General features: G+C 75.0%; 11 protein-coding genes. 7 read left to right on the top strand and 4 right to left on the bottom strand.

Going from position 1 to position 26,895, the window contains the following annotated elements:
• The first annotated feature begins 340 nt into the window (after positions 1-340).
• Both JWP64_RS14520 and JWP64_RS14525 read left to right on the top strand, forming a co-directional pair.
• Positions 341-562, top strand: a complete 222-nt coding sequence (locus tag JWP64_RS14520; protein WP_297496632.1) for a hypothetical protein — start codon at positions 341-343, stop codon at positions 560-562.
• A 104-nt stretch (positions 563-666) separates the two neighbouring features.
• A complete protein-coding gene (locus tag JWP64_RS14525; RefSeq protein ID WP_297496634.1) occupies positions 667-2,205 on the top strand; it encodes an acyl-CoA synthetase in 1,539 nt (512 codons plus the stop codon).
• Positions 2,206-2,305: 100 nt separating this feature from the next.
• Here JWP64_RS14525 and JWP64_RS14530 read toward each other — a convergent pair whose 3' ends face one another.
• Positions 2,306-3,547, bottom strand: coding sequence for an MFS transporter (locus tag JWP64_RS14530; RefSeq protein WP_297496636.1), 1,242 nt, complete (start codon positions 3,545-3,547; stop codon positions 2,306-2,308).
• Between the two features lie 143 nt (positions 3,548-3,690).
• Between JWP64_RS14530 and JWP64_RS14535 the strand changes: the two genes are divergently transcribed.
• Together JWP64_RS14535 and JWP64_RS14540 are read left to right on the top strand one after the other, a co-directional pair.
• Positions 3,691-5,274: a long-chain-fatty-acid--CoA ligase gene (locus JWP64_RS14535; RefSeq protein ID WP_297496638.1), complete on the top strand. Its 1,584-nt coding sequence runs from the start codon at positions 3,691-3,693 to the stop codon at positions 5,272-5,274.
• Positions 5,275-5,362: 88 nt separating this feature from the next.
• Positions 5,363-6,790, top strand: a complete 1,428-nt coding sequence (locus JWP64_RS14540; protein WP_297496640.1) for a pyridoxal-dependent decarboxylase — start codon at positions 5,363-5,365, stop codon at positions 6,788-6,790.
• 16 nt (positions 6,791-6,806) lie between these two features.
• Here JWP64_RS14540 and JWP64_RS14545 read toward each other — a convergent pair whose 3' ends face one another.
• Positions 6,807-7,406: a cysteine hydrolase family protein gene (locus tag JWP64_RS14545; protein ID WP_297496642.1), complete on the bottom strand. Its 600-nt coding sequence runs from the start codon at positions 7,404-7,406 to the stop codon at positions 6,807-6,809.
• A gap of 130 nt (positions 7,407-7,536) precedes the next feature.
• Positions 7,537-8,493, bottom strand: a complete 957-nt coding sequence (locus tag JWP64_RS14550) for a methionyl-tRNA formyltransferase (RefSeq protein WP_297496644.1) — start codon at positions 8,491-8,493, stop codon at positions 7,537-7,539.
• Between the two features lie 63 nt (positions 8,494-8,556).
• On the opposite strand from JWP64_RS14550, the gene JWP64_RS14555 reads away from it, so the two are divergent.
• The 3 genes from JWP64_RS14555 to JWP64_RS14565 all read left to right on the top strand — a co-directional run bounded on the left by JWP64_RS14555 (position 8,557) and on the right by JWP64_RS14565 (position 13,137).
• Positions 8,557-10,260 (top strand): ABC transporter ATP-binding protein, encoded by a 1,704-nt coding sequence (locus JWP64_RS14555; RefSeq protein ID WP_297496646.1) that lies wholly within the window; start codon positions 8,557-8,559, stop codon positions 10,258-10,260.
• On the top strand, positions 10,257-12,023 hold the full coding sequence (locus JWP64_RS14560; protein WP_297496648.1) for an ABC transporter ATP-binding protein: 1,767 nt from the start codon (positions 10,257-10,259) through the stop codon (positions 12,021-12,023). The genes JWP64_RS14555 and JWP64_RS14560 overlap by 4 nt, the downstream gene beginning before the upstream one ends.
• A gap of 103 nt (positions 12,024-12,126) precedes the next feature.
• Positions 12,127-13,137 carry an ABC transporter substrate-binding protein gene (locus tag JWP64_RS14565; RefSeq protein ID WP_297496650.1) on the top strand — a complete coding sequence of 337 codons (1,011 nt, stop codon included), beginning with the start codon at positions 12,127-12,129 and terminating at the stop codon, positions 13,135-13,137.
• 52 nt (positions 13,138-13,189) lie between these two features.
• Here the strand turns inward: JWP64_RS14565 and JWP64_RS14570 are convergent, their stop codons facing one another.
• The gene (locus tag JWP64_RS14570) at positions 13,190-26,860 is read right to left on the bottom strand and encodes a non-ribosomal peptide synthetase (RefSeq protein ID WP_297496652.1); all 13,671 of its coding nucleotides are present in this window, start codon (positions 26,858-26,860) and stop codon (positions 13,190-13,192) included.
• Between the last annotated feature and the right edge of the window lie 35 nt (positions 26,861-26,895).

Here is a 26,895-nt window from a genome sequence, read left to right on the forward strand (position 1 = left end):
CCGGTGGATCCCGAAAACGTGACCGCCGGGAATCGAGACCGGTTCGCGACAAAGGCTCGCGCAGGCCCGGCAATGCAGCGCGAGCCGGAATGGCGCGGGCCCGCTCGGGAATCGGCGTGAACCGCCCCGTTCCCCGCTTGCCGCAGCCGGCCGACCACCCGGCGTCATCAAATCGGTGTCGACACGCCCTTACGCGACGAACGGCCCCTCCGGTCCGGTGAGAATCGTCGCACTCCTCCGTGGGACCCGGACACGGAGCGCACGCACTACCGTGGCGCGCTCCACCGGTGGTGGTTCCTCCCGGAACCGCCGCCGATCCCCGAGTGGAAGGCACGCCCCCTTGACCGACGCACCACGGCAGCAGGACCCGCGGCCCCCCACCCGCGCGGCCCACCCGCAGTACGGCACCTGCTCGTACTGCCACCGGCTCAAGCACGTCACCCCGGACGGACTCGTCCGGCTGCACAACCGCTACGAGGCCCACGGCACCGTCGTCACCACGTTGCGCTGCGCCGGATCCGGCGCGCCCTACGCCGAGATCCCGCAGCAGCGCCCCGCCTGAGCCCCGCCCGGGCCGTGGCCGGGTGGGCGGTCAAGGTCACCTCCGCCCACGTGGGGCCCGGTGGCAGGATCGGTCGTGGCCCGCCCGCAGACGAGAGGACCCCGATGTTCCCCGGCACGCACGCCGCGACGACCCCGGACAAACCCGCAGTGGTGATGGCGGGCTCCGGTGAGACGCTGACGTTCCGCGAGCTGGAGGACGGTTCGGTCCGGCTCGCCCGGTACCTGCACGACGCCGGCCTGCGCCGCGGGGACGTCGTCGCGCTCGTCGCGGACAACTCCCCCCGCGTCTTCGAGGTCTACTGGGCCGCGCAGCGCTCAGGCCTCTACATCACCGCCGTCAACCACCACCTGTCCGCGCCCGAGGCCGCCTACATCGTGCGGGACTGCGGCGCCGAGGCGCTGATCGTGTCCGCCGGCGTGGCCGGGCTGGCCGCGGCGGTCGGGGACCAGGTCGAGGTGCCGGTCCGGCTGTCCTACGGCGGCGAGATCCCCGGGTCGGCGGCCTACACGGATTACGACACCGCCCTGGCGGGCCTTCCCGCCGAGCCGCTCGCGGGCCAGCCGCGCGGCGCGGACATGCTGTACTCCTCCGGCACCACCGGCCGTCCGAAGGGCATCAAGCCGCCCCTGCCCGAGCGGCGGATCGATGAGCCCGGCGACACCTACATCGCGCTGTTCGGCCCGATGTACGGCTTCGACGACGACTCCGTCTACCTCTCCCCCGCCCCGCTCTACCACGCGGCCCCGCTGCGGTTCAGCGCCACCGTGCAGGCTCTGGGCGGCACCGCGGTGATCATGGAGCGCTTCGATCCGGAGGGAGCCCTCGCCGCGATCGAGAAGTTCCGGGTCACGCACAGCCAGTGGGTGCCGACCATGTTCGTCCGCCTGCTCAAGCTGCCCGAGGCCGTGCGCAGCCGGTACGACGTGTCGTCGCTGAAGGTCGCGATCCACGCCGCCGCGCCGTGCCCGCCCGAGGTCAAGCAGGCGATGATCGACTGGTGGGGCCCGGTGCTGCACGAGTACTACTCGTCGACCGAGGCCAACGGCATCACCTTCATCGACTCCGCGCAGTGGCTGGACCGGCCCGGCTCGGTGGGGCGCGCCGGGCTCGGCGTCCTGCACGTCACGGACGACGAGGGCAAGGAGCTCGCGACCGGCGACGTCGGCACCGTGTACTTCGAGCGCGACGAGCGGCCGTTCGAATACCACAACGACCCGGACCGGACGGCCGCCGCGCAGCACCCCGAGCACGAGAACTGGACCACCACCGGTGACCTGGGCTTCGTGGACGGCGACGGCTACCTCTTCCTCACCGACCGCAAGGCCTTCACGATCATCTCCGGCGGGGTGAACATCTACCCGCGCGAGATCGAGGACGTGCTGGTGGGCCACCCGTCGGTGCTCGACGTCGCGGTCATCGGCGTGCCGGACGACGAGATGGGCGAGGCCGTCAAGGCGGTCGTGCAGCCGGCGCCCGGGGTCGAGGGCGGACCGGCGCTGGAGAAGGAGCTCATCGAGTACGTCCGGGGGCAGATCGCGCACTACAAGGCGCCCCGGACCGTGGACTTCACGGACTTCCTGCCCAGGACCCCGACCGGCAAGCTCGTCAAGCAGCAGCTACGGGACCGCTACCCCCACTGACCCCCGGGGTCACTCCGCCCACCCGCGTCATGGAGCCACAACGCGCTTTCCGGGCCCGCTCAGGCGCATTGTGGCTCCACAACGCCGGTTCCGGGGCGGTTCAGCTCTCGCGGGCGCGGGCGTACCCGCGGCGGGCGAGCACCGCCGCGACCACCAGCGGGACCGAGATCGCCAGCGCCGCCCGGAAGACGGTCTCGAACTCGCCGCCGTCGGCGAACGGCGCGGCCACCCCCGTGCCGATCGCGCTGCCCAGGAACAGCACCCCGGCGAACAGCGCCACGGCGGACGCCCGTGCCGCCGGCACGACCTCGGTGGCCCACGTCTGCAGGGTCGAGTGCAGGAACGCCCACGTCGCGCCGAGCAGCAGGCCCGCCACGAGGATCGTCGGCAGGCTCACGCCGAACGACGGGACCGCCCATCCGGCCACGAGGCAGGCACCCCCGATCGCGGCCAGCCCGGACGGCGGAATCCGGCCCACGAGCGGCCGCACCACCCGGCTGACCAGCACCGTCCCCACCCCGTAGGCCCCGGACACGACGCCGGCGACCGTCGCCGAGTACCCCAGCGCTTGCAGCGCGGGCGACAGGTAGGTCAGGGTGCCGAGCACGATCGCGCCCTCGACGAGCGCGAGGAGCATCACGATGCGCGCCCAGCGGTCGGCCAGCACGGTCCCGAGGGGGCGGACGAGCTCGAGGAGCCAGCCCCCGACGCGTCCGAGCACCCCGACCCCGCCGCCGCCGGACCCCGACCCGCCGGGCTCTTGCGCGGGCAGGGTCGGTTCGGGGAGACGGCGCAGCGCAAACCAGAGGACCGCCCCGACGGCCGCGGTCACCGCGAAGACGATCCGCCAGCCGACGAGGTCCGCGAGCACCCCCGCGCCGGCCGTCGCGGTGGCCGTGCCGAGCGCGGACGCGGCCAGGACGTCGGAGAGCGGGCGCTGCCGGATCGCCGCGGGCCAGGTGTCCCCCACGTACACCAGCGACGCCGGGATCAGTGCCGCCACGAAGCCACCGGTGATCACCCGCGCGACCGTGAGCAGCGGCAACGTGGGCGCGAGCGCCGACACGACCCCGGCGATCGCGGCCCCGACCAGGGCCACCCGCATCACGCGGACCCGGCCGAGCCGGTCACTCACCATCCCCCACACCGGCTGCATGACCCCGTAGGCGAGGAAGTAGGCGCCGGCCATCCCGGCCGCGGCGGCGAGGGAGACGTGCAGGTCCGCGGCGATCAGCACCAGCAGCGGCGCGATCGCGAACCTGTCGATCGTGCTCGTCAATGCGACGAGCTGGAGCAGGCGTAGCCGCCGGGCCCCGTCGGGTACTGCAGTCGCCTCGGTCACCACCCCGAGAACCTTGCTCGACCCGTCCGGTCGGCGCACCACCGACCCCTGTGACGACACCCACTCGACCAGCGGCCGGCGCACCGGTCGCCAGCGGGAACCAGGTCTTGATTCACGTGCATCAGCCCGCGAGCATGGTGCCTATGACGACGGAGTCGGGCACGAACGCCATCACCGGCCGCGGGATGACCATGAGCGACATCCTCGCGCGTTTCGCCCGCGTGACACCGGACACCCCGGCCTTCGTCGACGCCGGGACCGGCGAGCGCCGCAGCTACGGCGAGGCGGACGACCGCGTGACCCGGCTTGCCAACGCGCTCGCGGCGGGTGGCGTGCGCGAGGGCGACCGGGTGGCCGTCCTCGGGCTGAACAGCATCCCGCTGATCGAGGCCTACATCGCCACGCTGCGCGCCGGCGCCCTCTGCGTGCCGGTCAACTTCCGCCTCGTCGCGGACGAGATCGCCTACGCCCTGACCGACAGCGGCGCGGTGGCCGTCGTCGTCGACCAGGCGCTGGCGCCGCAGCTGGAGAAGGCCCGCGCGCAGGCACCGGCCGTCGAGCAGGTCGTCACCATCGGCGGGGACCTCGAGGACGTGCTGGCGGCGGCCTCGCCGGGCTACGCCGAGCTGCCCGTCCCGGACGAGGCGACGGCCTACATCATGTACACCTCCGGCACCACCGGCCGGCCCAAGGGCGCGATGCTCAGCCACCGCAACCTGTTCCTGCACGCGTTCTCCAGCACCGCGCACCTCGGCTCCTCCGGCAGCGGCGGCGTCTGGATGTCCGGGGCGCCGCTCTTCCACATCGCGGGCCTCGCGGGGATGCTGCCGTCGCTGCTCACCGGCGGCACGACGATCATCCCGCCGTCCGGCGGGTTCGACCCGGCCGGGACGGTCGCGACGCTCGAGCGCGAGCGCGTCGCGTCCTGCTTCTTCATCCCGGCGCAGTGGGCGGCGATCGTCGCGGTGCCGGACATCGCGGAGCGGGACCTGTCGTCGCTGACCAGGCTGTCCTGGGGGGCCGCGCCGGCGTCGACGACCCTCCTGCGCAAGATGATCGAGACGTTCCCGCACGCGGACGTCGTCACGTCGTTCGGGCAGACCGAGTGCAGCCCGGTCACCACGACCCTGAAGGGCGAGGACTCGATCCGCAAGATCGGCTCGGCCGGCACGCCGATGATCAACGTCGAGTGCCGGGTCGTGGACGACGAGATGAACGACGTCCCCCGCGGTGAGGTCGGCGAGATCGTCTACCGCGGCCCGCTCGTGATGAGCGGCTACTGGAACAAGCCGAAGGAGACCGCCGAGGCGTTCCGGGGCGGCTGGTTCCACTCCGGCGACCTGGTCCGGCAGGACGCCGACGGCTACTACTACGTCGTCGACCGCAAGAAGGACATGATCATCTCGGGCGGGGAGAACATCTACTGCGCCGAGGTGGAGAACGTCCTGGCCGCGCACCCGGAGATCGGGGACGTCGCCCTGATCGGCGTGCCGGACGAGCAGTGGGGCGAGACGCCGCTCGCGGTGATCGTCCCCGCGGACCCGGCGAACCCGCCCACCGCGGCGTCGATCGAGGCCCACTGCCGGGAGCACCTGGCGGCGTACAAGCGGCCGCGGCGGCTGTCGATCGTGGACGCGCTGCCCCGCAACCCGAGCGGCAAGGTGCTGAAGACCCAGCTCCGGGAGGAGAACCAGGCGGGCTCGCTGGTCTCTCAACCCGCCGTCTGACCCCCGCGAGTCGGCGTTTCCGGTCGACCGAGTCCGCGATCCCGGACGCACGTCGGGGTGCGTCCGGGATCGCAGTACCGTCGCCCTCGTGCCTGATCTCGATCCCGACGAGTTCCGCCGGCTCGGCCACCAGCTCGTCGACTGGGTGGCGGAGCATCGCGCCTCGCTCGCCTCGCTGCCCGTCCGACCCGAGGTGACGCCCGGCTCGATCCGTGCGCAGCTTCCGGCGTCGTTGCCCGACAAGCCCGCGGACGACGTCGGTGCCACGCTGACCTCGCTCCTCGACGATGTGGTCGTCCCCGGCTCCCTGCACTGGCAGCACCCGGGCTTCTTCGGCTACTTCCCGGCGAACGCGTCGCTGCTCTCGCTGCTCGGTGACCTCGCCTCCGGCGGGCTCGGTGGGCAGGGCATGCTCTGGTCGACCGCGCCCGCCGGGACGGAGGTCGAGCAGGTCCTGATGGACGCGTTCGCCGAGGCGCTCGGCCTCGGGCCGGAGTTCACGTTCGACGGCGGGGGCGGCGGCTCGCTGCAGGACTCCGCCTCGTCGGGGGCGCTCGTCGCGCTCCTGGCGGCGCTGCACCGCTCCTCGCCGGACTGGCGGGAGTCCGGGGTGGACGGCCGCGAGCGGGTCTACGTCACCGCCGAGACGCACTCGTCGCTGGCGAAGGCGGTGCGGGTCGCCGGGCTCGGCGCGCAGGCGCTGCGGATCGTCCCCTTCTCCCCCGGCACGTTCGCCATGTCGCCGGAGGAGCTGACCGGGATGCTCGCCGACGACGTCGCCGCCGGTCTGCGGCCCGTGCTCGTCTGCCCGACGGTCGGGACCACCGGGACCGGCGCCGTCGACCCCGTCCGGGCGGTGGCCCTCGCGGCCCGCGAGCACGGAGCCTGGGTGCACGTGGACGCGGCGTGGGCCGGGGTCGCGGCGCTCTGCCCGGAGTTCCGGTACGTGCTCGACGGCGTCGAGCTCGTCGACTCGTTCTGCACGGACGCGCACAAGTGGCTCTACACGGCGTTCGACGCGTCGTTCCTCTGGGTGCGGGACGGCCGGGCGCTGCCGGACGCGCTGTCCATCACGCCGGAGTACCTGCGGAACGCGGCGACGGAGTCCGGCGCGGTCGTCGACTACCGGGACTGGCAGGTGCCGCTCGGCCGCCGTTTCCGCGCGCTGAAGCTGTGGGCCGTCGTGCAGGGCACCGGGCTCGACGGGCTGCGCGAGCACATCCGCGGCCACGTCGCGCTGGCGTCCGAATTCGCCGAGAGGGTGCGGGCCGAACCGCGGTTCGCCCTGGCCGTGGAGCCGTCGCTGGCGCTGGTGTGCCTGTACGTCCTCGGCCCGGACGGTTCGCCGGACGACGAGGCCACTCGCGCGACCCTGGAACGCGTCAACGCCGGTGGGAGGTCGTTCCTCACCCACACCGGCATCGACGGCCACTACGCGATCCGGGTCGCGATCGGCTCGCTCACCACCACCGCGTCCGACGTCGACGTCCTCTGGCGCTCCCTCACCTCCGCCTGATCGTCCCGAGGCGGGGTCAGTCCGGGACGGCGGCGGTGTCCGGCACGACGACGCCGAAGAGGTCCGCGATAGCGGCGAGGCTCGCGGCCTGCATGGCCGGGGCCGGGACGTCCGCTCCGCCGGGGCCGGGCAGGGTGCGCGTCGCCGTGGCCCCGGCGACGACCGTCGGCGCGTAGCCCAGGCTGAACGCGCCGCGGGCCGTGGAGTTCACGCACATGTGGGTCATGAAGCCGGCGAGCAGCAGCGGACGGCCCGGGTTCGTCTTCAGCAGCGTGTCGAGCTCGGTCCGGACGAACGAGTTCGGGTAGTTCTTGACGACCGTCGGCTCGTCGCCGCGGGGTGCGACCCGGTCCACGATCGCGCCGATCTCGTCCCGGACGTCGTAGGGCGAGCCCGCGCCGCCGTCGTGCTGGACGTGGATGATCGGGATGCCCGCGCTCCGGGCCCGGTCGAGCAACTCCTCGGCCTGGTCCAGCGCGGCCTGGACGCCGTCGAGCTCCATGACGCCGCGGGTGTAGGTGTTCTGACAGTCGATCATGACCAGGGTCGCGTCCCCGAGCGACGGCGGGGCGTCGGGGAGGCCGCTGATCGTCCGCAGGGTGGTGGGGTCGCTCATGAAGGGTCTCCTCGCACGGCGTCGGGCGTGGGTGGCGTGTCCGACCGTATCCACCCCCGGGCGCCGGGAGAAGGTCCGCGGCCGCGGGCCCCTCCCGGAGCCGAGCAGGACGCGGGTCCCGACTCGCGGGTCAGGGGGTGACGGGGTGGGAGGTGAGGTATCCGCCCATCCGAGTGAAGTACTCCTGCGCGCCGAGCTCGCGGCCGTCGTCGGTGCGGACGGTCTCGATCAGCAGGCCCTTGTTGCGGCCCTTCCGCGCGTCCGCGCCCGCGACGATCACCACGCCGCCGCCCTGCCGGATGAAGATGCGGCCCGGGGTGCCGCCGAAGGGCGTGTCGGTGACGCGGGCGCGCACGATCCGCAGGCGCTCGGCGCCGTGGTAGCAGTAGGCGTTCGGGTACGGGTCGACCTGGGCGCGGACGAGGTTGAAGAGGTCGCGCGCCGGCCAGGTCCAGTCGATGCGGTTCTCCTCGTCGGTGCGGCGGTGGAAGTAGGAGGCGGCGCGGCGGTCCTGCGGGGTCCGGTCCGTCCGGCCGGCGGCGATCAGCTCGAGCGCGTCCACCGTGATCGGGCCGAACATCGCGAGCGTCCGGTCGAAGAGGTCGACGACCGTGTCCTCGTCGGCGATCGCGGTGGACCACTGCAGGACGACGTCCCCGGCGTCGAACTCCGCGTTCATCATGTGCGCGGTGACGCCGACCTCGGGCTCGTCGTTGATCAGCGCCCAGTTCAGCGGGGCGAAGCCGGCGTAGGCCGGCAGGAGCGCGTCGTGCACGTTGAGCGTGCCGAGCCGCGGGCGGGAGAAGACCTCCGGGGAGAGCCAGGTCCGCCAGTTGGACACGACCATGACGTCCGCGTCCGCGTCCCGGACCGCGGCCTTCACCTCGTCGTCGTCCGCACGTCTGCGGACCAGCACGGGGATGTCCCGGTCCCGGGCCAGCTCGGACACCGACTCGTTGAAGATCTTCTCGTACGGGTTGTCGCTGTCCGCGTGGGTCACGATCAGCGGGACCTCGTGGCCCGCGTCGAGCACCGCCTTGATCGTCCGACGGCCCCAGGTCATGTATCCGAACGCGACGACCCGCATCCGACCTCCTCGCTCGTGTGTCCGGGCTCGCCCCGGCAAACCAGGTAAGGATAGCCTCACAGAATGACCCCGCAAGTGATCACCGGCCGGGCCGTACTGCTCGACTCGATCCGGCACCACCGGCGGCAGCTGATCACCGCGGCGGTCCTGCTGTGCGGCCACCAGGGCGGCGAGGCGCTCGTGCCCGTGCTGGTCGGCGTCGTGATCGACCGCGCCGTCGGGACCGGCGACGCCGGGTCGTTGCTGTTCTGGCTCGCCGTGCTCGGCCTCGACTTCCTGGTGCTCTCGTTCTCCTATCGTTTCGGCGCCCGCCGCGCCTGGCTCGCCGACGTCCGCGCGGACCAGCGCATGCGCCATGCCGTCGCGGACCGGGTCCTGCATCCGGCGGGCGGCGCGGAGACGGGCCGCCTGCCCGGCGCCCTGACCAGCGTCGCGGTCGCCGACGCGAAGCGGGTCGGCGTGCTGAACTTCGCGCTCCCGCTCGGCCTGGCCGCCTTCGCCGCCCTCGTCGTCGCGACGGTCTCGCTGCTGCGGATCTCGCTCCCGCTCGGCCTGCTGATCCTGCTGGGCACGCCTCCCCTGCTCTACGCCGTGCACCTGCTCGGCAAGCCCCTGGAGCGGCGCAGCGGCCCGGAGCAGGAACGGGCGGCGCAGGCGTCCGGCGTGGCGGCGGACCTCGTCGCGGGGGTGCGGGTGCTCAAGGGCATCGGCGTGGAGCCCGCTGCCGTCCGCCGCTACACCACCACCAGCCGCGCCGCCCTGGCCGCGACGCTGCGGGCCAACGGCGCGCAGGCCTGGTACTCCGGTGCCGTGCTGGCGGTCAACGGGCTGCTCCTAGCGCTCGTCGCCCTGGTCGGCGGCCGGCTCGCCGCCGAGGGCGCCATCACGATCGGCGGCCTGGTCTCGGCCGTCGGGCTGGCTCAGTTCCTGCTCGGCCCGCTGGAGATCTTCGGCTGGGTCAACGGCCGGTTCGCCCAGGCCAGAGCCTCGGCGGCGCGGATCGCCGAGGTCCGCTCCGCGGCGCCGGCGGTGTCCGGCGGGGCTGCGGCCGTCGGCGACGGCCCGGGCGACCTGCGGATCCGCGGCCTGCGGACCCCCGGCCTGACCGTCGGCCTGGACCTCGACGTCGCCGCGGGCGAGACCGTGGGGCTGGTCGTCCCGGACCCGGCGGTCGCGGCCGCGCTGCTGCAGGTGCTGGGCCGCGAGCAGGACCCGCAGGCCGGTTCCGTGGAGCTCGACAGCGTGGACCTGGCGCTGGTCCCGCCCGCGGCGGCCCGGGCCGCGGTGATCGTCGCGGCGCACGATGCGCGGCTCTTCGCGGGGACCGTGCTGGAGAACGTCCTCGCCGGCCGGAGCGCCGGGCCCGGTGTCGACCCCGGCGTCGACAGGGCGATGCGCGCCGCCCAGGCGGACCAGGTCGCGGACGCCCTGCCGGACGGCCGGGACACCGAGATCGCCGAGCAGGGCAGCTCGCTGTCCGGCGGGCAGCGACAACGGGTGGCCCTCGCCAGGGCTCTCGCCGCGCAGGCGCGCGTCCTCGTGCTGCACGACCCGACGACGGCCGTCGACGCCGTCACCGAGGCCCGGATCGCCGCCGGCCTCCGCGAGGTCCGGGCGGGCCGGACCACCCTGGTCCTCACCACCAGCCCCGCGCTGCTCGCGGCGGCGGACCGCGTCGTCGTCCTCGACGGCGCGCGCCGCGCGGAGGGCCCACACGCCGAACTCCTGCACACGGACGCCGCGTACCGGGAGCTGGTGCTGCCATGAGCCGGAACCGGGATCTGCTCCCCGTCGCCACCGGCCCCCGGATCCGCGGCGCCCTCGCCGGGCTCCTGGGTCCCCACCGGGGCCGGGCGGTCGTCGCGGTGCTCGCGCTCGTGGCCGGGGCCGCAACCGGGCTGCTCACCGCCCCGCTGCTGGGGCGCATCGTGGACATCGTCGCCAACCGGCAGGGCGCGTCCGCCGTGACGACGCCGGTGCTGCTGCTCGTCGCGGTCGCCGTGGCGCAGGGGCTGCTGGCGGTGCTCGGCGTGGCCCTGGTGGCCCGGGTGGGCGAGGGGATGCTCGCCGAGCTGCGCGAACGGTTCGTCGCCCGGGTCCTCGGGTTGCCGCTCGACCGCATCGAGGAGGCGGGGGCCGGGGACCTGACCTCGCGGGTCACCGCGGACGTGGCGCTGGTCGGCGAGGCGGTGCGCGAGGCCGTCCCGGAGTTCGCCCGCGCCGCGCTGGTGATCGCCCTGACCCTCGTCGGGCTGGCCGTCCTGGACTGGCGCTTCCTGCTCGCCGCCCTGCTCGCGGTGCCCGTCCAGGTGCTCACCGCGCGGTGGTACCTGCGGCGCTCCGGACCGATCTACGCCGAGCAGCGCCGGGTCGGCGGCGCCCAGCAGCAGCAGCTCCTGGACACCGTCGGCGGGGCGACGACCGTGCGCGCGTTCGGGCTCGCGGACGCCCACGCGGCCAAGGTCCGCTCCCGGTCCGAGGACGTCGTGCGGCTCGCGCTGGACGTCGTCCGGTTCCAGACCCGGTTCTTCGGCCGGCTGAACGGGGCCGAGTTCGTCGGGGTCGCGGCGGTGCTCGCCGTCGGGTTCTGGCTCGTCCGGGACGGGTCGGCGTCGATCGGCGCGGCGAGTGCGGCGGCGCTGTACTTCATCAACCTGTTCGGGCCGATCAACCAGGTGCTCTTCCTGCTGGACACCGCCCAGTCCGCCACGGCGAGCCTCGCCCGGATCGTCGGCGTCGCGGACCTTCCGCCGCAGGAACGCCCGGCCGCTCCGGTCCGGCCGGTCGACGCGGGGGTGAGCACCAAGGGCGTCGGGCACAGCTACGTCGAGGGCCACCCCGTGCTCGACGGCGTCGACCTCGATCTCGAGCCCGGCTCCCGGGTCGCGCTGGTCGGCGCCAGCGGCGCGGGCAAGACGACGCTGGCGAAGCTGGTGGCCGGGGTGCACCTGCCCACGGCCGGGATCGTCCGGATCGGCGGCGCCACGCTCGAGGAGCAGGGCCCGGACGTCGTCCGCGAGACCGTCGCGTTGATCACTCAGGAGGTGCACGTCTTCGCCGGCCCGCTGGCCGAGGACCTGCGCCTGGCCCGCCCGGACGCGACGGACGCCCAGCTGCGGACCGCGCTCGACGCCGTCGACGCGCTGGGCTGGGTGGAGGCCCTGCCGGAGGGGCTGGACACCGTGGTGGGCAGCGGCGGCCAGGGGCTGACCGTCGTGCAGGCCCAGCAGGTCGCCCTGGCCCGGCTGGTGCTCGCCGACCGGCCGGTCGCCGTGCTCGACGAGGCCACCGCCGAGGCGGGGAGCGCGGGCTCGCGGGTGCTCGAGCGCGCCGCGGCCCGGGCGCTCGACGGCCGGACCGGGCTGATGGTCGCCCATCGGCTGACCCAGGCGGCCACGGCGGACCGGATCGTGGTGCTGGACGCGGGCCGGGTCGTCGAGCAGGGGACGCACGCCGAGCTCGTCGCCGCGGACGGTCGGTACGCCCGGTTGTGGGCCGCCTGGTCGGACGAACGGGACGAAAGACCGTGACGTTCCCGTTACTTGACGGGCAGTGTTCGGGTAGGCGAACCTAACTTCATCCGGTGATCGTCACCCGACCGGAGTACCTGAACCACGTCCAGGAGGACCCCGCATGGCTCGCCCGAGCTCCCCATCCGCCCGCCCGAGACGAGCCGGGTTCCTGCGAACCCTCGCCGCGGGGGCGCTCGCCCTCGTTGCCGTCGCCGGGTGTGGCAGCAGCGAGCAGGCCTCGACGGCCACCCCGCAGCCCGGGGCCCCGGCCACCGCCGGTGCGGCGGAGTTCCCCGTGACGCTCAAGCACCAGTTCGGCGAGACGACGATCCCGGCGCAGCCGACGCGCGTCGTGACCGTCGGCTACAACGAGGGCGACTTCCCGCTGGCCCTCGGCGTCGTCCCGCTCGGCGAGCGGGAGTTCTCCGGCGGCTTCGCCTGGCAGGACCGGCCGTGGGCGCAGGCCGCCAAGGGCGGCGCGCAGCCGGAGGTCGTCGGCGGCGACGAGATCCAGTTCGAGAAGATCGCCGCATTGGCGCCGGACCTGATCCTCGGCGTGTACTCGTTCATGGACCAGGCCACCTACGACACCCTGGCCAAGATCGCGCCGACCGTCGGCCCGCCCGGTGACGGCACGAAGGCCGCCACGTGGCAGGAGCAGACCCGGATCACGGGCCAGGCGCTCGGGCTGACCGCCAAGGCCGAGCAGGTCGTGGCGGACACCGAGACGAAGCTGGCGCAGGTCAAGGCCGCCCACCCGGCGCTGGACGGCAAGAACCTGGCGCTGGACTTCGACGTCGAGGGTGTCCCGTACAGGCTCGGCACCGACGACCTGCGGTCCCAGCTGTTCGCGGGCCTCGGCCTGAAGGTCGGGGACACCACCGAGACGCTCACCGCCGAGACCCTGCAACCGCTGGACCAGCAGGCCCTGATCGTCATGGGCGTGACGCAGCAGCAGCTCGCCGGGAACCAGCTCTTCCAGAGCCTGAACGTCGTGAAGAACGGCAAGACGCTCTACCTGGGCGACTACACGACGTCGTTCGCCGGAGCGCTCGGCTACAGCAGCCCGCTGAGCCTGCCCTACGCCGCGGACCTCGTCGCCCCGCAGCTGCAGACGGCCCTCGCCGGCTGACCCGCTCCCCCGACGAAGGCCCCCTGCCGCGCTCCGGCAGGGGGCCTTCGGGTCAGCCCGTGACCGACCGAAGCAGCGCGACGAGCTCCTGCGCCAGCGCCGCCGCCGTCTCCCGGTCGTACGCGGCGAGCCGGTGGGTGAGCTCCACCGGCACCGCGGCGCCGCCGGAGGTCTCGAAGAACCCGACGGTCAGGTCCGCGGTGGACCCGCCCACGTCGACGGCGTCGAGCGCGCCGAGCACGGACCGTTCGGCCCCGAGGTCCGCCTGCTCGTGGTGCACGAGCAGCACCGGCGGCCTGCGCAGCCCGGTCGCGTCCGCGACGTCGGAGAACCCGGTCTCCTGGTGGTCCAGGGCGGCGAGGTTCGCGGTGCGGACCCGGCCGAGGAGCGCGTCGAACCCGTCGCCTTCCACCCGCACGGGCAGCACCAGCACGTTCGCCACACAGCCGACGACGTCGACGAGCGACGCCTCGGTCCGGCCCGCCGCGAACGACCCCACGGGCACCACCGGGCCCGCGCCGCGCCGGGCGAGGACCGTGGCCAGACCCGCCTGCAGGACCATGAACATGCTGGTCCGCGTCCTGCGGGCGAGCACATCGACCCCCGCGCGGAGCTCGGTGTCCAGTTCGAACGCGACCGTCGCCGCGGTCTCGTCCCCTCCCGGATCCGTAAGGGGTGCGCCGTCGAGGGCCTCCCGCCAGAACGCGAGCGCCCGGGCGTGTCGGCTCTCCGGGTTCGCGGGGTCGCCCCCGAGGGCTCCGGCCCAGCGGGCGTAGTCCGAGTACCCGACGGGCAGCGGCGCCCGGTCCGGCGCCCGGCCGTCCCGCCGGGCCTCGTACGCCGTCGCGAGGTCCCGCAGCAGCGGGACGACTGACCACTCGTCGACGCCCAGGTAGTGCAGGACGAGGAGCAACTCACCGCCGGCGAGGACCGCCCGGAACGGGGGTTCGGCGGTGAGGTCGAACGGCTCCCGGGCCAGCTCGGCAAGCGGGCGGTCCGAGCGGGCGAGGCCGGGCCCGCGGCCCTGAACGTGGCGCCGTCCCTCCGGGGAGAACACCGTGCGCAGCGGCTCGTGCCGGGCGACGAGGTCGTCGACCGCCGCGGCCAGGGCCGCCTCGTCGTAGGGCTCGTCCGGGCGCAGGACCAGCGCGTGGTCCGGCCGCGGGGCCATCCGGTGGCGCTCCCAGCGCCACCGCTGCGCCGGGGCCGGCGGTTCGGACTCCTCCGGCGGCCCGGACGGGGTCAGCGCGGGCCGGGTCGACGGCCGCTGCGCCAGCACCTCGACGAGCCCGGCGACGGTCGGCGCGTCGAACACGTCCCGCACGCCCAGGTCCGCCCCGAACCGCGTACGCACCCGTCCGATCAGCCGCATCGCCGCCATCGAGTGCCCGCCCAGGGCGAAGAAGTCGTCGTGCACCCCGACCTCGGGCAGCCCCAGGACCTCGGCGAACACCGCGGCTAGCCATTCCTCCTCGGGCGTGCACGGGGCGCCGTCACCGGTGAGCCCCGACCGGTCCGGGGCGGGCAGGGCGCGGCGGTCCAGCTTGCCGTTCGGGGTGAGCGGCACCGGCCCGTCGAGCACGACGACGATCGCCGGGACCATGTACTCCGGCAGCCGCCGCGCGGCCGCGGCCCGGACCTCCGCCGGGTCGAGCGGCCCATCCTCCGGCACCACGTAGCCGACGATCCGGGTCATGTCCCCGGACCCGTCGGCGACGGCGACGGCCTGCCGGATCCCTGCGTGCCCGGTCAGCGCGGACGCGACCTCGCCGAGCTCGACGCGGAAGCCGCGGACCTTGACCTGGTCGTCGTCGCGGCCGAGGAAGTCGACGTTCCCGTCCCGGCGCCAGCGCGCCCGGTCGCCGGTGCGGTACAGCCGGGTCCCGTGCGGCCCGAACGGGTCCGCGACGAACCTCTCCGCCGTCAGGCCCGGCCGCCCGAGGTAGCCGCGGGCCAGCCCGCGCCCGCCCACGTAGAGGTCCCCGACGACCCCCGGCGGCACCGGCCGCAGCCGCGAGTCCAGCACGAAGCAGGTGGTGTTGGGGTCCGGAACGCCGATCGGCACCGCGGCCGCCCAGCCCGGTTCGGCCTGCCACAGCGTGGAGTTCACGGTCGCCTCGGTGAGCCCGTACGCCGCGATGAGGTTCAGCCGCTCCGCCCACCGGCCGATCAGGTCCGGCGGCACCGTCTCGGTCCCGACCAGCACCGTCAGGCCCGCCGGCAGCTGCTGGTCCGGCGGCAGGGCCGCGACCAGCGACGGCGGCAGGATCCCGTGCGTCACGCCGTGTTCGGCGAGGAAGCCGGTGAGCGGCGGGCCGGCCACCCGGGCGTCGTCCGGGCAGATCACCAGCCGCGCACCCAGGCCGAGCGCCATCGTCAGCTCGAACACGACGACGTCGAAGCCGACGGAGGCGAACTGGAGCACAGTGGCGTCGGACGTGACGCCCATCCGGTCCTCGGCGGTGGCCGCGAGGCTGGTGATGCCGTCGTGCGGGACGACGACGCCCTTCGGCCGTCCCGTGGAGCCGGACGTGTAGATGACGTAGGCGGCGAGGTCCGTGCCCCATGGCCGCTCCCGTTTGCGGGGTGCAGCGGGCGCTGCGCCCTCGTCCGGCACGACGAGCCGCTCCGGGCCGCCGACGACCAGCCCCAGCTGCGCCGCGGTGCCGACCAGCAGCCGGGCCCGGGAGTCCGCGAGCAGGTGGCCGATCCGCTCCGGCGGGTGCTTGAGGTCCAGCGGGAGCCAGGCCGCGCCCAGCTTCAGCAGCCCCAGCACGGTCGCGACCATCGCGGCCGAGCGCGGCATGGCTACGCCCACGACGTCCTCCGGCCCGATCCCCCGTGCGGCCAGCAGCCGAGCGGCGCCCTCGGCCCGGCCGTCGAGCTCGGCGTAGGTGAGCGTGCCGCGCCCGTCCGTGACGGCCGGGGCGTGGGGGCGCTCCCGGACCTGCCGCTCGACCATGTCGATCAACGTCTCGGCCGGGACGTCACGCACGTCCCGGCGCCCGGCGAACCGCTCGAGGACGAGCTCGCGCTCTCCCACGACGGCGACGTCCAGCTCGGCGACGCCGATCCGCGGGTTCGCCGCGACCGCCGCTGCCACCCGGGCGAACCGCTCCCCCAGCCGCGCGACGGTGTCCCGCTCGAACAGCTCCGCCGAGTACTCGAGGTGCAGCGTCGCCGCCCTGTCCCGTTCAACGCCGTCCGGCTCGGCGAACGCGAAGACGAGGTCGAACTTCGCCGTCGCCTCCTCGACGGGCTCCTCGACCGCCTCCACGCCCGGCAGCGCGAGCAGGTCCCCGCGGCGGGCATGGTGGGCCACCATCACCTGGAACAGCGGGTTCCGGGACAGCGTCCGGGACGGGTTGAGCCGCTCGACGACCGCCTCGAACGGCACGTCGGCGTGGGAGAACGCGGCCAGCCCGGCGTCGCGGACGCGCGCGGCGAGCGTCGCGAAGTCCGGGTCGCCGGAGACGTCCGCGCGCAGGACGACGGTGTTGACGAAGAACCCGACGAGGTCGTCGAGCCGCGCGTCGGTCCGGCCGGTGACCGGGGTGCCGAGCGGGACGTCGTCCCCGGCGCCGAGTCGGTGCAGCAGCGCCGCGACTGCCGCGTGCAGCACGAGCAGCAGGCTGGCGCCGGTGTCGTCGGCGATCCGGCGGAGCCCGGCGAGCGTCTCCGGGGCGAGCGGGACGTCGACGACCCCGCCGGCGGAGGTCGGCCGCGCGGGCCGCGGCCGGTCCGTCGGGAGCGTCAGCTCGTCCGGGGCGCCGTCGAGCGTGCGGGCCCAGAAGTCGAGCTGCCGGGCGGCGAGGCTCGTCGGCTCGGCCGGGTCGCCGAGCCGCGCGGCGTGCCAGAGCGCGTAGTCCGCGTACTGCACCGGCAGCGGCGCCCACTCCGGTGCCCGGCCCTCGCGCCGAGCCGCGTAGGCGGCGGCGAGATCGTCCAAGAACGGGCGATCGGACCACTCATCGGTCGTGATGTGGTGCAGCAGCAGGACGAGGACGTGTTCGGCGCCGTCCTGGATCAGCGCGGCCCGGATCGGGAGCTCGGCCGTCAGGTCGAACGGCCGCGCGAGCTCCGCGGCCACGTCGTTCACCTGCGCGAACGGCACCCGGAGATCGTCGCGGACCTCCTGGTACGGCGTCCCGTCGACGACGGTGAAGACGGTCCGCAACGCCTCGTGCCGGACCGCGACGTCCTGCAGCGCGGCGTCCAGCGCGGCTCCGTCCACGTCCCCGCGCAGCCGCAGCACGATCGGGAAGTGGTACGCCGCGCCGCCTCCGGCGCCGCCGAGCTGCTGGACCAGCCAGAGCCGTTGCTGCGCCGCGGAGAGGGGCAGCAGCGCCGGGCGCTCGAGCGACCCCAGCTCGGGCCCGACCACCGCCTCGCGCTCGGCCGCCCGCAGGGCGAGTTCCGCGGGGGTCGGCGCCTCGAAGAGGTCCCGGAGCGTGAGGTCCGCGGCGAGGGCTGTCCGGGCTCGGCTGAGTAGCCGGGTGGCGACCAGCGAGTGCCCGCCGAGATCGAAGAAGTCGTCCTCGGGCCCCACCGCGTCCAGGCCCAGGACCTGCGCGAACAGCCCGCACAGCTGCTCCTCGGCGCGGCTGCGCGGCGGCCGCCCGGCCCCGGCGGTGACCGGCTCCGGTCGGGGCAGCGCGCCGACGTCGAGCTTGCCGTTGACCGTGAGCGGCAGCTCCGGGACCGGCACGAGGACGGCCGGGACCATGTGGTCCGGCAGCCGGTCCCGCAGCGCCGCTCGGACCTCCGCGAGATCGTGCGTCGTCACCGAAGGCACCACGTACCCGACGAGCCGTGCGAGACCCCCGGGCCCGGACCGGTCCGCGACGACCGCCGCCCGAGCGACCGCGGGGTGCGCGGTGAGCGCCGCGGCCAGCTCGCCCGGCTCCACCCGGTAGCCGCGGATCTTCACCTGGTCGTCCGTGCGGCCGAGGAAGTCCAGGATGCCGACCGGTCGGCGGCGCACCAGGTCGCCGGTGCGGTACATCCGGCCGCCCGGTACGGCCGGGTCGGCCACGAACCGCTCCGCGGTCAGCGCGTACCGGCCGAGGTAGCCGCGCGCGAGGCCGTCACCGGCGATGTACAGCTCGCCCGGGACGCCGTCCGGCACCGGTCGCAGCCACGGGTCGAGGACGTGCGCGCGGGTGTTGGTGATCGGTCGGCCGACCGCGGGGGTCGGGCTGTCGTCCGTGCCCGCGCCGAGCGCGTTGATCGTGTACTCGGTGGGGCCGTAGAGGTTGTAGCCCAGCGTGCCGGGGGTGTCCCGCAGCGTCGTCCACACGTCGTCGGACACGGCCTCGCCGCCGAGCAGAACCAGCGGTGGTGTGTGCCCGGCGAGCAGGCCCGTCTCGAACAGGGCGGCCGCGTAGGTCGGTGTCACGTTGACGACGTCGACCTCGTGCTCCGCGCAGTACGCGACGAGCGCGGTCGCGTCGCGGCGCAGCTCCTCGTCGCACACGTGCACCTCGTGTCCCTCGACGAGCCAGAGCAGCTCCTCCCAGGACATGTCGAAGGCGAACGAGACGGTGTGCGCGATCCGCAACCGCCGCCCACCCGCCGTAGCGACAACCGGTTCGAAGATCTCCGCACGGTGGTTGAGCTGCATGTTCGTCAGCCCGCGGTACGGCGTGACGACGCCCTTGGGCCTCCCGGTCGAGCCGGACGTGTAGATCACGTAGGCGGGCAGGTCGAGCCGGTCCGGATTCGTGCGGGCGAAGTTGCCCGACCCCGCATCGGCCAGCTCGGCGTCCGTCAGCGGCCCGGGATCGAGGGCCGCGCGCTCGGCGGCGGTCCCCGGCTCGTCGAGCACGACGGCGGGCACGCCGGCCGCAGCCAGCGGGCCGGCGACCCGCTCGACCGTGAGCAGGCAGACCGGTGCCGCGTCCGCCATCGTGGACACCAGTCGCTCGGTCGGGTGGTCGAGCTCCAGCGGCAGGTAGGCCGCGCCGGTGCGCAGCACCGCGAACAGCGCGACGACGGTCTCGACGGACCTGGGCACGGCCAGCGCGACGACGCGTTCCGGCCCGGCCCCGCGGGCTCTCAGCAGCCGCGCGGTGCGGTTCACCGCGGCGTCCAGCTCGGCGTAGGTCAGCCGCTCCGGGCCCGAGACGAGGGCGATCTCGTCCGGGACCAGGGCGGCGCGCTCGCCGAGCAGGTCCGCGATCGTGTCCGTCCCGACGTCGACGGCCCGGCCGTCCCGGGCCGCGAGGACCGCCTCGCGCTCCGCGGGCAGCAGCGCGTCGAACGCCGCGACGGGCGCGTCCGGTGTCGCCAGGACCTGGTCGAGCAGCGCGACGAGCCGCGGCAGGTAGCTCTCACCGGCGTCGCCGAGGGTGTGGGCCAGGGTCAGCCGCATCCGCGCGCCCGGCGTCACGATCAGGTTCAGCGGGTAGTGCGTCGCGTCCGCGTTGGCCATCGCGGTGATCCCGTGCCGTGCGCCCAGCTCCGCGACCCGCTCCTCGCCGCCCTCGGGGCGGTAGACGAACAGGGTGTCGAACAGGGTGCGGTGCCCGGACAGGCGCTGGATCTCGCCGAGACCGGTGGGCTCGTGCGGTTCCAGGGCCATCCGCTCGTCCTGGACCCGGCGCAGTAGCGCGGCCAGCGGCTCGCCGGGGCGGAAGGTCATCCGGGCGGGCACGGTGTTCAGGAACAGCCCGATCGCGGACTCGACGTCCGGGACCGCGGTCGGGCGCCCGGCGACGGACGTGCCGAACACGACGTCCGTGCGTCCGGTCGCGGCCCCGAGCACGAGGCCCCAGACGGTGCTGAGCACGGTGTTCACCGTGACGCCCAGCTCGCGGGCCAGGTCGCGGACCCGCGCGGTGGTGTCCGCGGACAGCTCGACCTCCCGCTCCCGAGGCGCGCCGGTCCGGGTTGCGTCACCCGAGCCCGGGCCGATCAGCGTGGGTTCGTCGAGCCCGGCCAGCGCGGTCCGCCAAGCCTCCGCGCTCTCGGGCCCGTCCCGCGACGCGAGCCACGCCAGGTGGTCCCGGTAGGAGCCGGCCGGCGCGAGCGGCTCCCCGACGTAGGCTGCAAACAGCCGCTCGACGAACAGCCACGCGGACCAGCCGTCCCACAGCAGCAGGTGCCGGCCGATCACCAGCCGGTCCCGCCGGCCGTCTCCATCACCCAGCCGGATCAGCAGCAGCCGGAACAGGGGCGGGTGGTCCAGGGCGAAGTGGGTGGCGCGGTCCGCGGCCATGACCTCGTCGAGCCGCCGGGCCTGCTCGTCCGCGGGCAGGTCCGAGAGGTCGACCTCGGTCACGGGCGGGGCGAGCGCGCCGGGGACGAACTGCACCGGCCCGTCGAGGCCCTCCCCGGTGAACCCGGCGCGGATCGCGTCCGTCCCGGCCATGACGGCGGCGCACGCGGCGCGGAGCCGGTCGAGGTCGAGCCGGTGGTCGAGGTCGATCGACTCCTGGACCGTGTAGACGTCGGCCTCGACGCCGTCGAGCGTCGCGTGGAAGTAGAGCCCCTCCTGCAACGGCGACAGCGGCCAGACCTCGGCGACGGGCGCCGGGCTGATCCGGTTCACCTGCGCGAGGACCGCCGGGTCCGCGGCCGGGAGCGGTGTGATCCCCTCCGGTCCGGTGCGGCCGGCGAGCGCCGCCAGGCCGGCCGGGGTGCGGGCGGCGAAGACCTCCCGCGGCCCGACGTCCAGGCCCGCCCGCCGGGCGCGCGAGGACACCGAGATCGACGAGATGCTATCCCCGCCGAGGGCGAAGAAGTCGTCGTCCGCGTACACGGACTCCCGGCCCAGCACCTCGGCGAACACCGCGCAGAACAGCCGCTCCGCGTCGGTCCCGGGCTCGCGCCGTCGCACGCCGATCGTCGCGACGGGCGCCGGGAGGGCCTTCCGGTCGAGCTTGCCGCTGGGGCTCAGCGGGAGCTCCTCGAGCAGCACCACCGCGGAGGGGACCATCGCCGCGGGCAGCCGCTCGGCCAGCATCGCGAGCAGCGCGGGACCGGTGATCGCCGCCTGTGGTACCTCCCGGCCCCCGGTGACCGGGATGTACCGCGGGTCGGGATCATGGGGCGCCGGCACCACGTACGCGACGAGTGTGTGTCCCGCCCCCTCCCGCCGCGCCGCGACCGCGGCCCGCGCGACCTCCGGCAGCCCGGTCAGCGCGGCCTCGATCTCGCCGTGCTCCACCCGGTTCCCGCGGATCTTGACCTGGAAGTCGGTGCGGCCCAGGTACTCGAGCTCCCCCGTGCGGGAGCGCCGGACCACGTCACCGGTGCGGTACATCCGCGCCCCCGGCGTGCCGAAGGGGTTCGCGACGAAGCGGTCCGCGGTCAGGCCGGGCCGGGCGTGGTAGCCCCGCGCGAGCTGCGCCCCCGCGAGGTACAGCTCCCCCGCGACGCCGTCCGGGACCGGCCGCAGGCAGCCGTCGAGCACGTGCAACCGGGTGTTCCAGACCGGACGTCCGAGGGGGACGGACGAACCGTCCGCCGTCGAGTACGGGTGGTACGTGACGTCGACGGCGGCCTCGGTCGGTCCGTAGAGGTTGTGGATCGGGACGCCCGTCAGCGCCGTCCACCGCGCGGCCGCGGATCCGGGCAGCGCCTCACCTGACGCGAACACCCGCCGCAGCGGGGCCGCCCAGGACGGGTCCGCGGTCACGGCGTCGGAGGCGAGGAACCCCTCCAGCATCGCCGGGACGAAGTGCAACGTCGTGATCCGCTCGGCGCGCACGAGCCCGGCCAGGTACTCCGGGTCCCGGTGCCCGTCCGGCCTCGCGAGGACCACGGCGGCGCCCTGGCAGAGCGCCCAGAAGAACTCCCACACCGAGACGTCGAAGCTCGCCGGGGTCTTCTGCAGCACCCGGTCGTCCGCGGCCAGGCCGTACTCCGCCTGCATCCACGCGAGCCGGTTGACGATCGCGCGGTGGCTCACCACCACGCCCTTCGGCCGCCCGGTGGAACCCGAGGTGTAGATCAGGTACGCGGCGTCGTCGGGGTCCGTGGCCGGGGCGTCCGCCGGGCCGGTCTCGTCCGTGACCAGCAGCGATTCCGGACCGGCGGGCACCCGCCCGGCGGCCTCCGCGGTGGTGACCACCGTGTCCACACCCGCGTCGGCGATCATGAACGCGAGCCGCTCGGCGGGATAGTCCAGGTCCAGCGGCAGGTAGGCGGCCCCGGAGCGGAGCACGCCGAGCAGGGCGACCATCAGCTCCGCGGAGCGCGGCACCGCCACCCCGACGACGGACCCGGGGCCGGCCCCCCGTTCCCGCAGCCGACGGGCGAGGGCTCCGGCGCGGCCGTCGAGCTCGGCGTAGGTGAGGGAGCGCCCCTCGGCCACGACCGCGGTGGCGTCCGGGGTACCGGCGACCTGGGCGGCGATCCGCGCGGTCAAGGTCGTGGCCGGTACTAGGTGCTCGGTGTCCCCGGCCGGCTCCGGCGCGTCCCGCAGCCGGATCGACGCGACCGGCGCCGCGAGGTCGTCGGCGAGTGCCGTCAGGGTGCGCCGCAGTTGTGCGACGACGATCCCCGCCGCCTCGGCGGACACCCGCGCGGCGTCGTGCTTGAGCGTGAACTCCAGCTCCCGGCCGGTCGAGGCGATCAGCGCGATCGGATAGTGGACCGCGTCGACCACGTCGATCCGCACGCCGGACGGACGGCGGTAGTTCTCCACGACCAGCAGCGAGTCGAACAGCTCCGGCAGCCCGGTGGCGCGCTGGACGTCGCCGAGCTGGACCTGCTGATGGTCGAGCAGCGCCGCCCGGGTGTCCTGGGTGCGGCGCAGGACCGTGGCCAGGGACTCCCCCGGCGCCCACCGCATCCGGGTGGGCAGGGTCGCGATGAAGAGGCCGACCGCGTCCTCCAGGCCGGCGACCGCCGCGTCGCGGCCGGACACGGTGCTGCCGAACACGACGTCCGGGCTGCCGGTGAGCCCGCCGAGCAGCAGGCCCCACGCCCCGTGCAGCACGGTGCCGAGGGTCAGGCCGCGCTCCCGGGCACTCGCGAGCAGCGCCGAGGTGGTGCGCTCGTCGAGGGTGAACCGGACCTGTCGGTGCGGCCGGAACCCCGGTTCGGCGATCGGGGACGGCGCCGCGAAGGCGTCCGCGAGCCGGGTCGGCTCGTCCAGCCCGGCGAGCTCGGCGCGCCACACCTCCTGCGCGGCCGCCTCGTCGCGCCGGGCGAGCGCGGTGAACCAGGCGCGGTGCCGCGCCAGGGCGTCGCCGCCCCGCGAGGTGCCGCCGAGGATCTCGTCCACGAGGAGGGCGACGGACCAGCCGTCGAGGACGATGTGCTGGAAGGTGAGGACCAGCCGGGCCCGGTCGGGGCCGAGCCGCAGCAGAGCCACGCGCAGCAGCGGCGGCCGGGCGAGATCGAACGGCGCGGCCCGCTGCGCGGCGATCGCCGCGTCGACCTCGGCCGCGTCGTCCAGGGAGGGGGCCACGTCCAGCACGGTCCACGGCAACTCGGCGTGCGTCGCGACGGCCTGCACCACGGTCCCGTCGGCCCGCTGCGCGAACCCGGTACGCAGCTGCGGGTGCCGGTCCAGCACCGCCTGCGCCGACGCCCGCAACGCGGCCGGATCGACCGGTCCGCGCAGGTCCAGGACCTCCTGAAGGGTGTAGACGTCCGCGGCGCCCTCGCCGAGGGCGGAGTGGAAGAAGAAGCCCTCCTGCAGCGGCGACACCGGCCAGACGTCCGCGATCTCCCCGACCGCGGCCAGGGCGTCCCGCGCGGTGGCGTCCAGCTCGGCCAGCGGGCCGTCCGGGACCTCCACCACCGTCTCGTGCAGCGTCACCACCGGGGCCAGCTCGGCCGCGGTCCGGTGCGTGAACAGCTGCCGCGGCGTGACGACCAGCCCCGCGGCGCGCGCCCGGACGACGAGCCGGATCGAGATGATGCTGTCCCCGCCGAGGGCGAAGAAGTCGTCGTCGACGCCGATCCCCGGCACCTCCAGGACCTCGGCGAACAGCGTGCACAGCAGCTCCTCGCGCGGGGTGCGCGGCGGCCGCCCGCCGACCTGCGCCGCGAGGTCCGGGACGGGCAGGGCGTTGCGGTCGATCTTGCCGTTGGGCATCACCGGGAGCGCCGGCAGCGGGACGACGGCGGCCGGGACCATGTACTCCGGCAGCCGCTCCCGCAGGTGCTCGCGCACGGAGCCGACGAGCGCGGCGACGTCGCGGAACGGGGCCGGCCGGTTCGCGAGGTCTTCGGGGCGCGCGGCCACCGACGGCAGGTGGACGGGCCCGGCGTCCACGCCGTCCCGGGTGAGGAGCAGGTCGAACTCCCCGGCCGTCCCGCCGGCCGTCCAGGCCGCGGCGCTGCGGTAGCCCGCCTCGTCCGCGGCCCGCGCCACGGCCTCCGGGTCGATCCCACGCTCCTGCGGCGCCGCCAGGCCGTCGATCGCGGCGAGGGCCGCGAGATCGTCGGCGAGCCGGGCGTTGGGGATCCCGCGCAGGCGCAGCGCGTCCGGACGACGGCGACGCAGGTGTTCGGCCAGGTCGTGCGAGGTCCAGCCGGCGGGCCAGGTGAGCTGAACGGCCTCGATCCCCGGCGCCCGTTCCCCGGCCCGCAGGACGACGTCGTAGCGGTATCGGCTCAGCTCGTCGTGTGCCGTGGCCCGCTTGAGCCGCAGGTCCGCCGACCCCAGCTCGGGGATCGTCGCCGCGGCGGCCGTGAAGAAGTCCGGCTCGCAGAGCAGTTCGCCCTCCCACGCCACCGACGCGTCGACGGCCCGGCGCAGTGTCTCAGGGGATGCCGCCTCCCCGTCGGACGTTCCGGCGCGGGCGGTCTCCACCCCGGCGCGGAACGTGCGGAGCAGGCCGGCGTGCCGGACGTCGCCGACGAGGATCGCGCCCCCGGGCGCGAGCAGCCGCGCGGCCTGCCGCAGCACGTCCAGCAGGTACTCCGGGCCCGGGAAGTACTGGGCCACGGAGTTGATCACGATCGTGTCGAAGGGGCCCTCGTCCGCGAGGCCGGCCAGCTCGTGCGCCGGGCGGGCTTCGAGGACCACCCGGCCGTCGAGCCTCGGGTCCGCCGCGACCCGCCGGCGCAGCGCCGCGACGGCCTCCTCGGACAGGTCGAACCCGCGGTAGAGCGAGCAGCCCGGGGCGAGCTCGGTGAGCAGCAGCCCACTGCCCACCCCGACCTCTAGCAGCCGGTCCGGGGCGAGCTCGCGGATCCGGGAGACCGTGGCGTCCCGCCAGGCCCGCATGTCCTCGCGCGGGATCGGGGCGCCGTCGTAGGTGGAGTTCCACCCCGCGAAGCCGTCCTCGAACGCCCCGTTCTCGAACTTCCCGGCCTCGTCGTCGGCGGAGGTGGCGCCGTAGAGCAGCTCGTGCAGCTCCTTCCACGCCGCCACCTGCTCCGGCGTGCTCGACCCGAGCTCCGGCACCACGTACGCGGCCAGCCGCCGGTCCCCCGGCGTGATCTCCCGGACCTGCACGGTCGCCTGCGCGACGCCCGGATGCGCCGCCAGCACGGACTCGATCTCCCCCGGCTCGATCCGGTACCCGCGGATCTTCACCTGGTCGTCGACCCGGCCGAGGAAGTCCAGGCTCCCGTCCGCGAGCCGCCGGACGAGGTCCCCGGTCCGGTAGAGCCGCTCGCCGGGCGCCCCGGACGGGTCCGCCACGAAGCGCTCCGCCGTCAGGCCCGCGCGTCCCAGGTAGCCGCGGGCCAGCCCCGGCCCCCCGAGGTAGAGCTCGCCCTCGACGGCGGGCTGCAGCCGCTCGTCGAGGACGTGCGCCGAGGTCAGCGGGTCCGGCACGCCGATCGGGACCGACGTGCCGTGCAACCGGTCCGGGTGGCTCTCGCCGAGCGTCGAGTTCACGGTGGCCTCGGTGGGCCCGTAGGCGTTGTACATCCGCCTGCCCCGCCCCCACCGCGCCACCAGCTCCGGCGACACCCGTTCGGTCCCGGCGAGCAGGGTCGCCGGCGGCAGCGTGACGTCCGGTGGCATCGCGGCGAGCAGCGCGGGTGGCAGGATCATGTGCGTGACGCCCTGGGCGTGCGCGTACTCGGCCAGCTCGGGTCCCGGCACCCGCCGCTCCGCGGGCACGACGACGAGCCGCCCGCCGGACAGCAGCGCCTGGCAGAGGTCCCAGAACGCGACGTCGAAGCTCGGTGACGCGAACTGCAGGATCCGGCTCTCCGGCCCGACGCCGAGCCGCTCGGTCTGGGTGGCCACCAGGCCGGTGACGCCGCTGTGGGTCAGCACCACGCCCTTGGGCCGGCCCGTCGACCCGGAGGTGTAGATCAGGTACGCGGCCGAGCGGACGTCCAGGTCCGCAGGCGGCAGCGTGCCCGGGGCCGCGGCGATCTCCGCGGCGGAGACCGGGTCGTCCAGCAGCAGGAGCCGCGGCGCGCCGGGCAGCTCGCCGGCGAGCCCGGCCACCGTGACGACGACGGCGGGGGCCGCGTCCTCGAGCATGAAGGCCAGCCGCTGCGCGGGGTAGTCCGGGTCCAGCGGCAGGTACGCCGCGCCCGCCCGGAGCACCGCGACCTGCGCGACGACCATGCCCACGGACCGCGGCAGCGCCAGCGCGACCACGGTCTCCGGGCCCGCGCCCCGCTCCCGCAGCACGTGGGCGAGCCGGGCCGAGCGCGCGTCGAGCTCGGCGTAGGTGAGCCGCTCCTCCTCCAGCACGACGGCCACCGCGTCCGGGGCGCGCCGGACCTGCTCGGCGAACAGGTCGGGCCAGGTGCGCAGGCCCTCGACTGGACCGGTCGACAGGGGGCGGGACATCTCGCTCTGGGTCACAGTTCTCCCACCGCGCGGCC

The organism is Pseudonocardia sp. (genome assembly GCF_025465255.1).
Lineage (GTDB): Bacteria > Actinomycetota > Actinomycetes > Mycobacteriales > Pseudonocardiaceae > Pseudonocardia.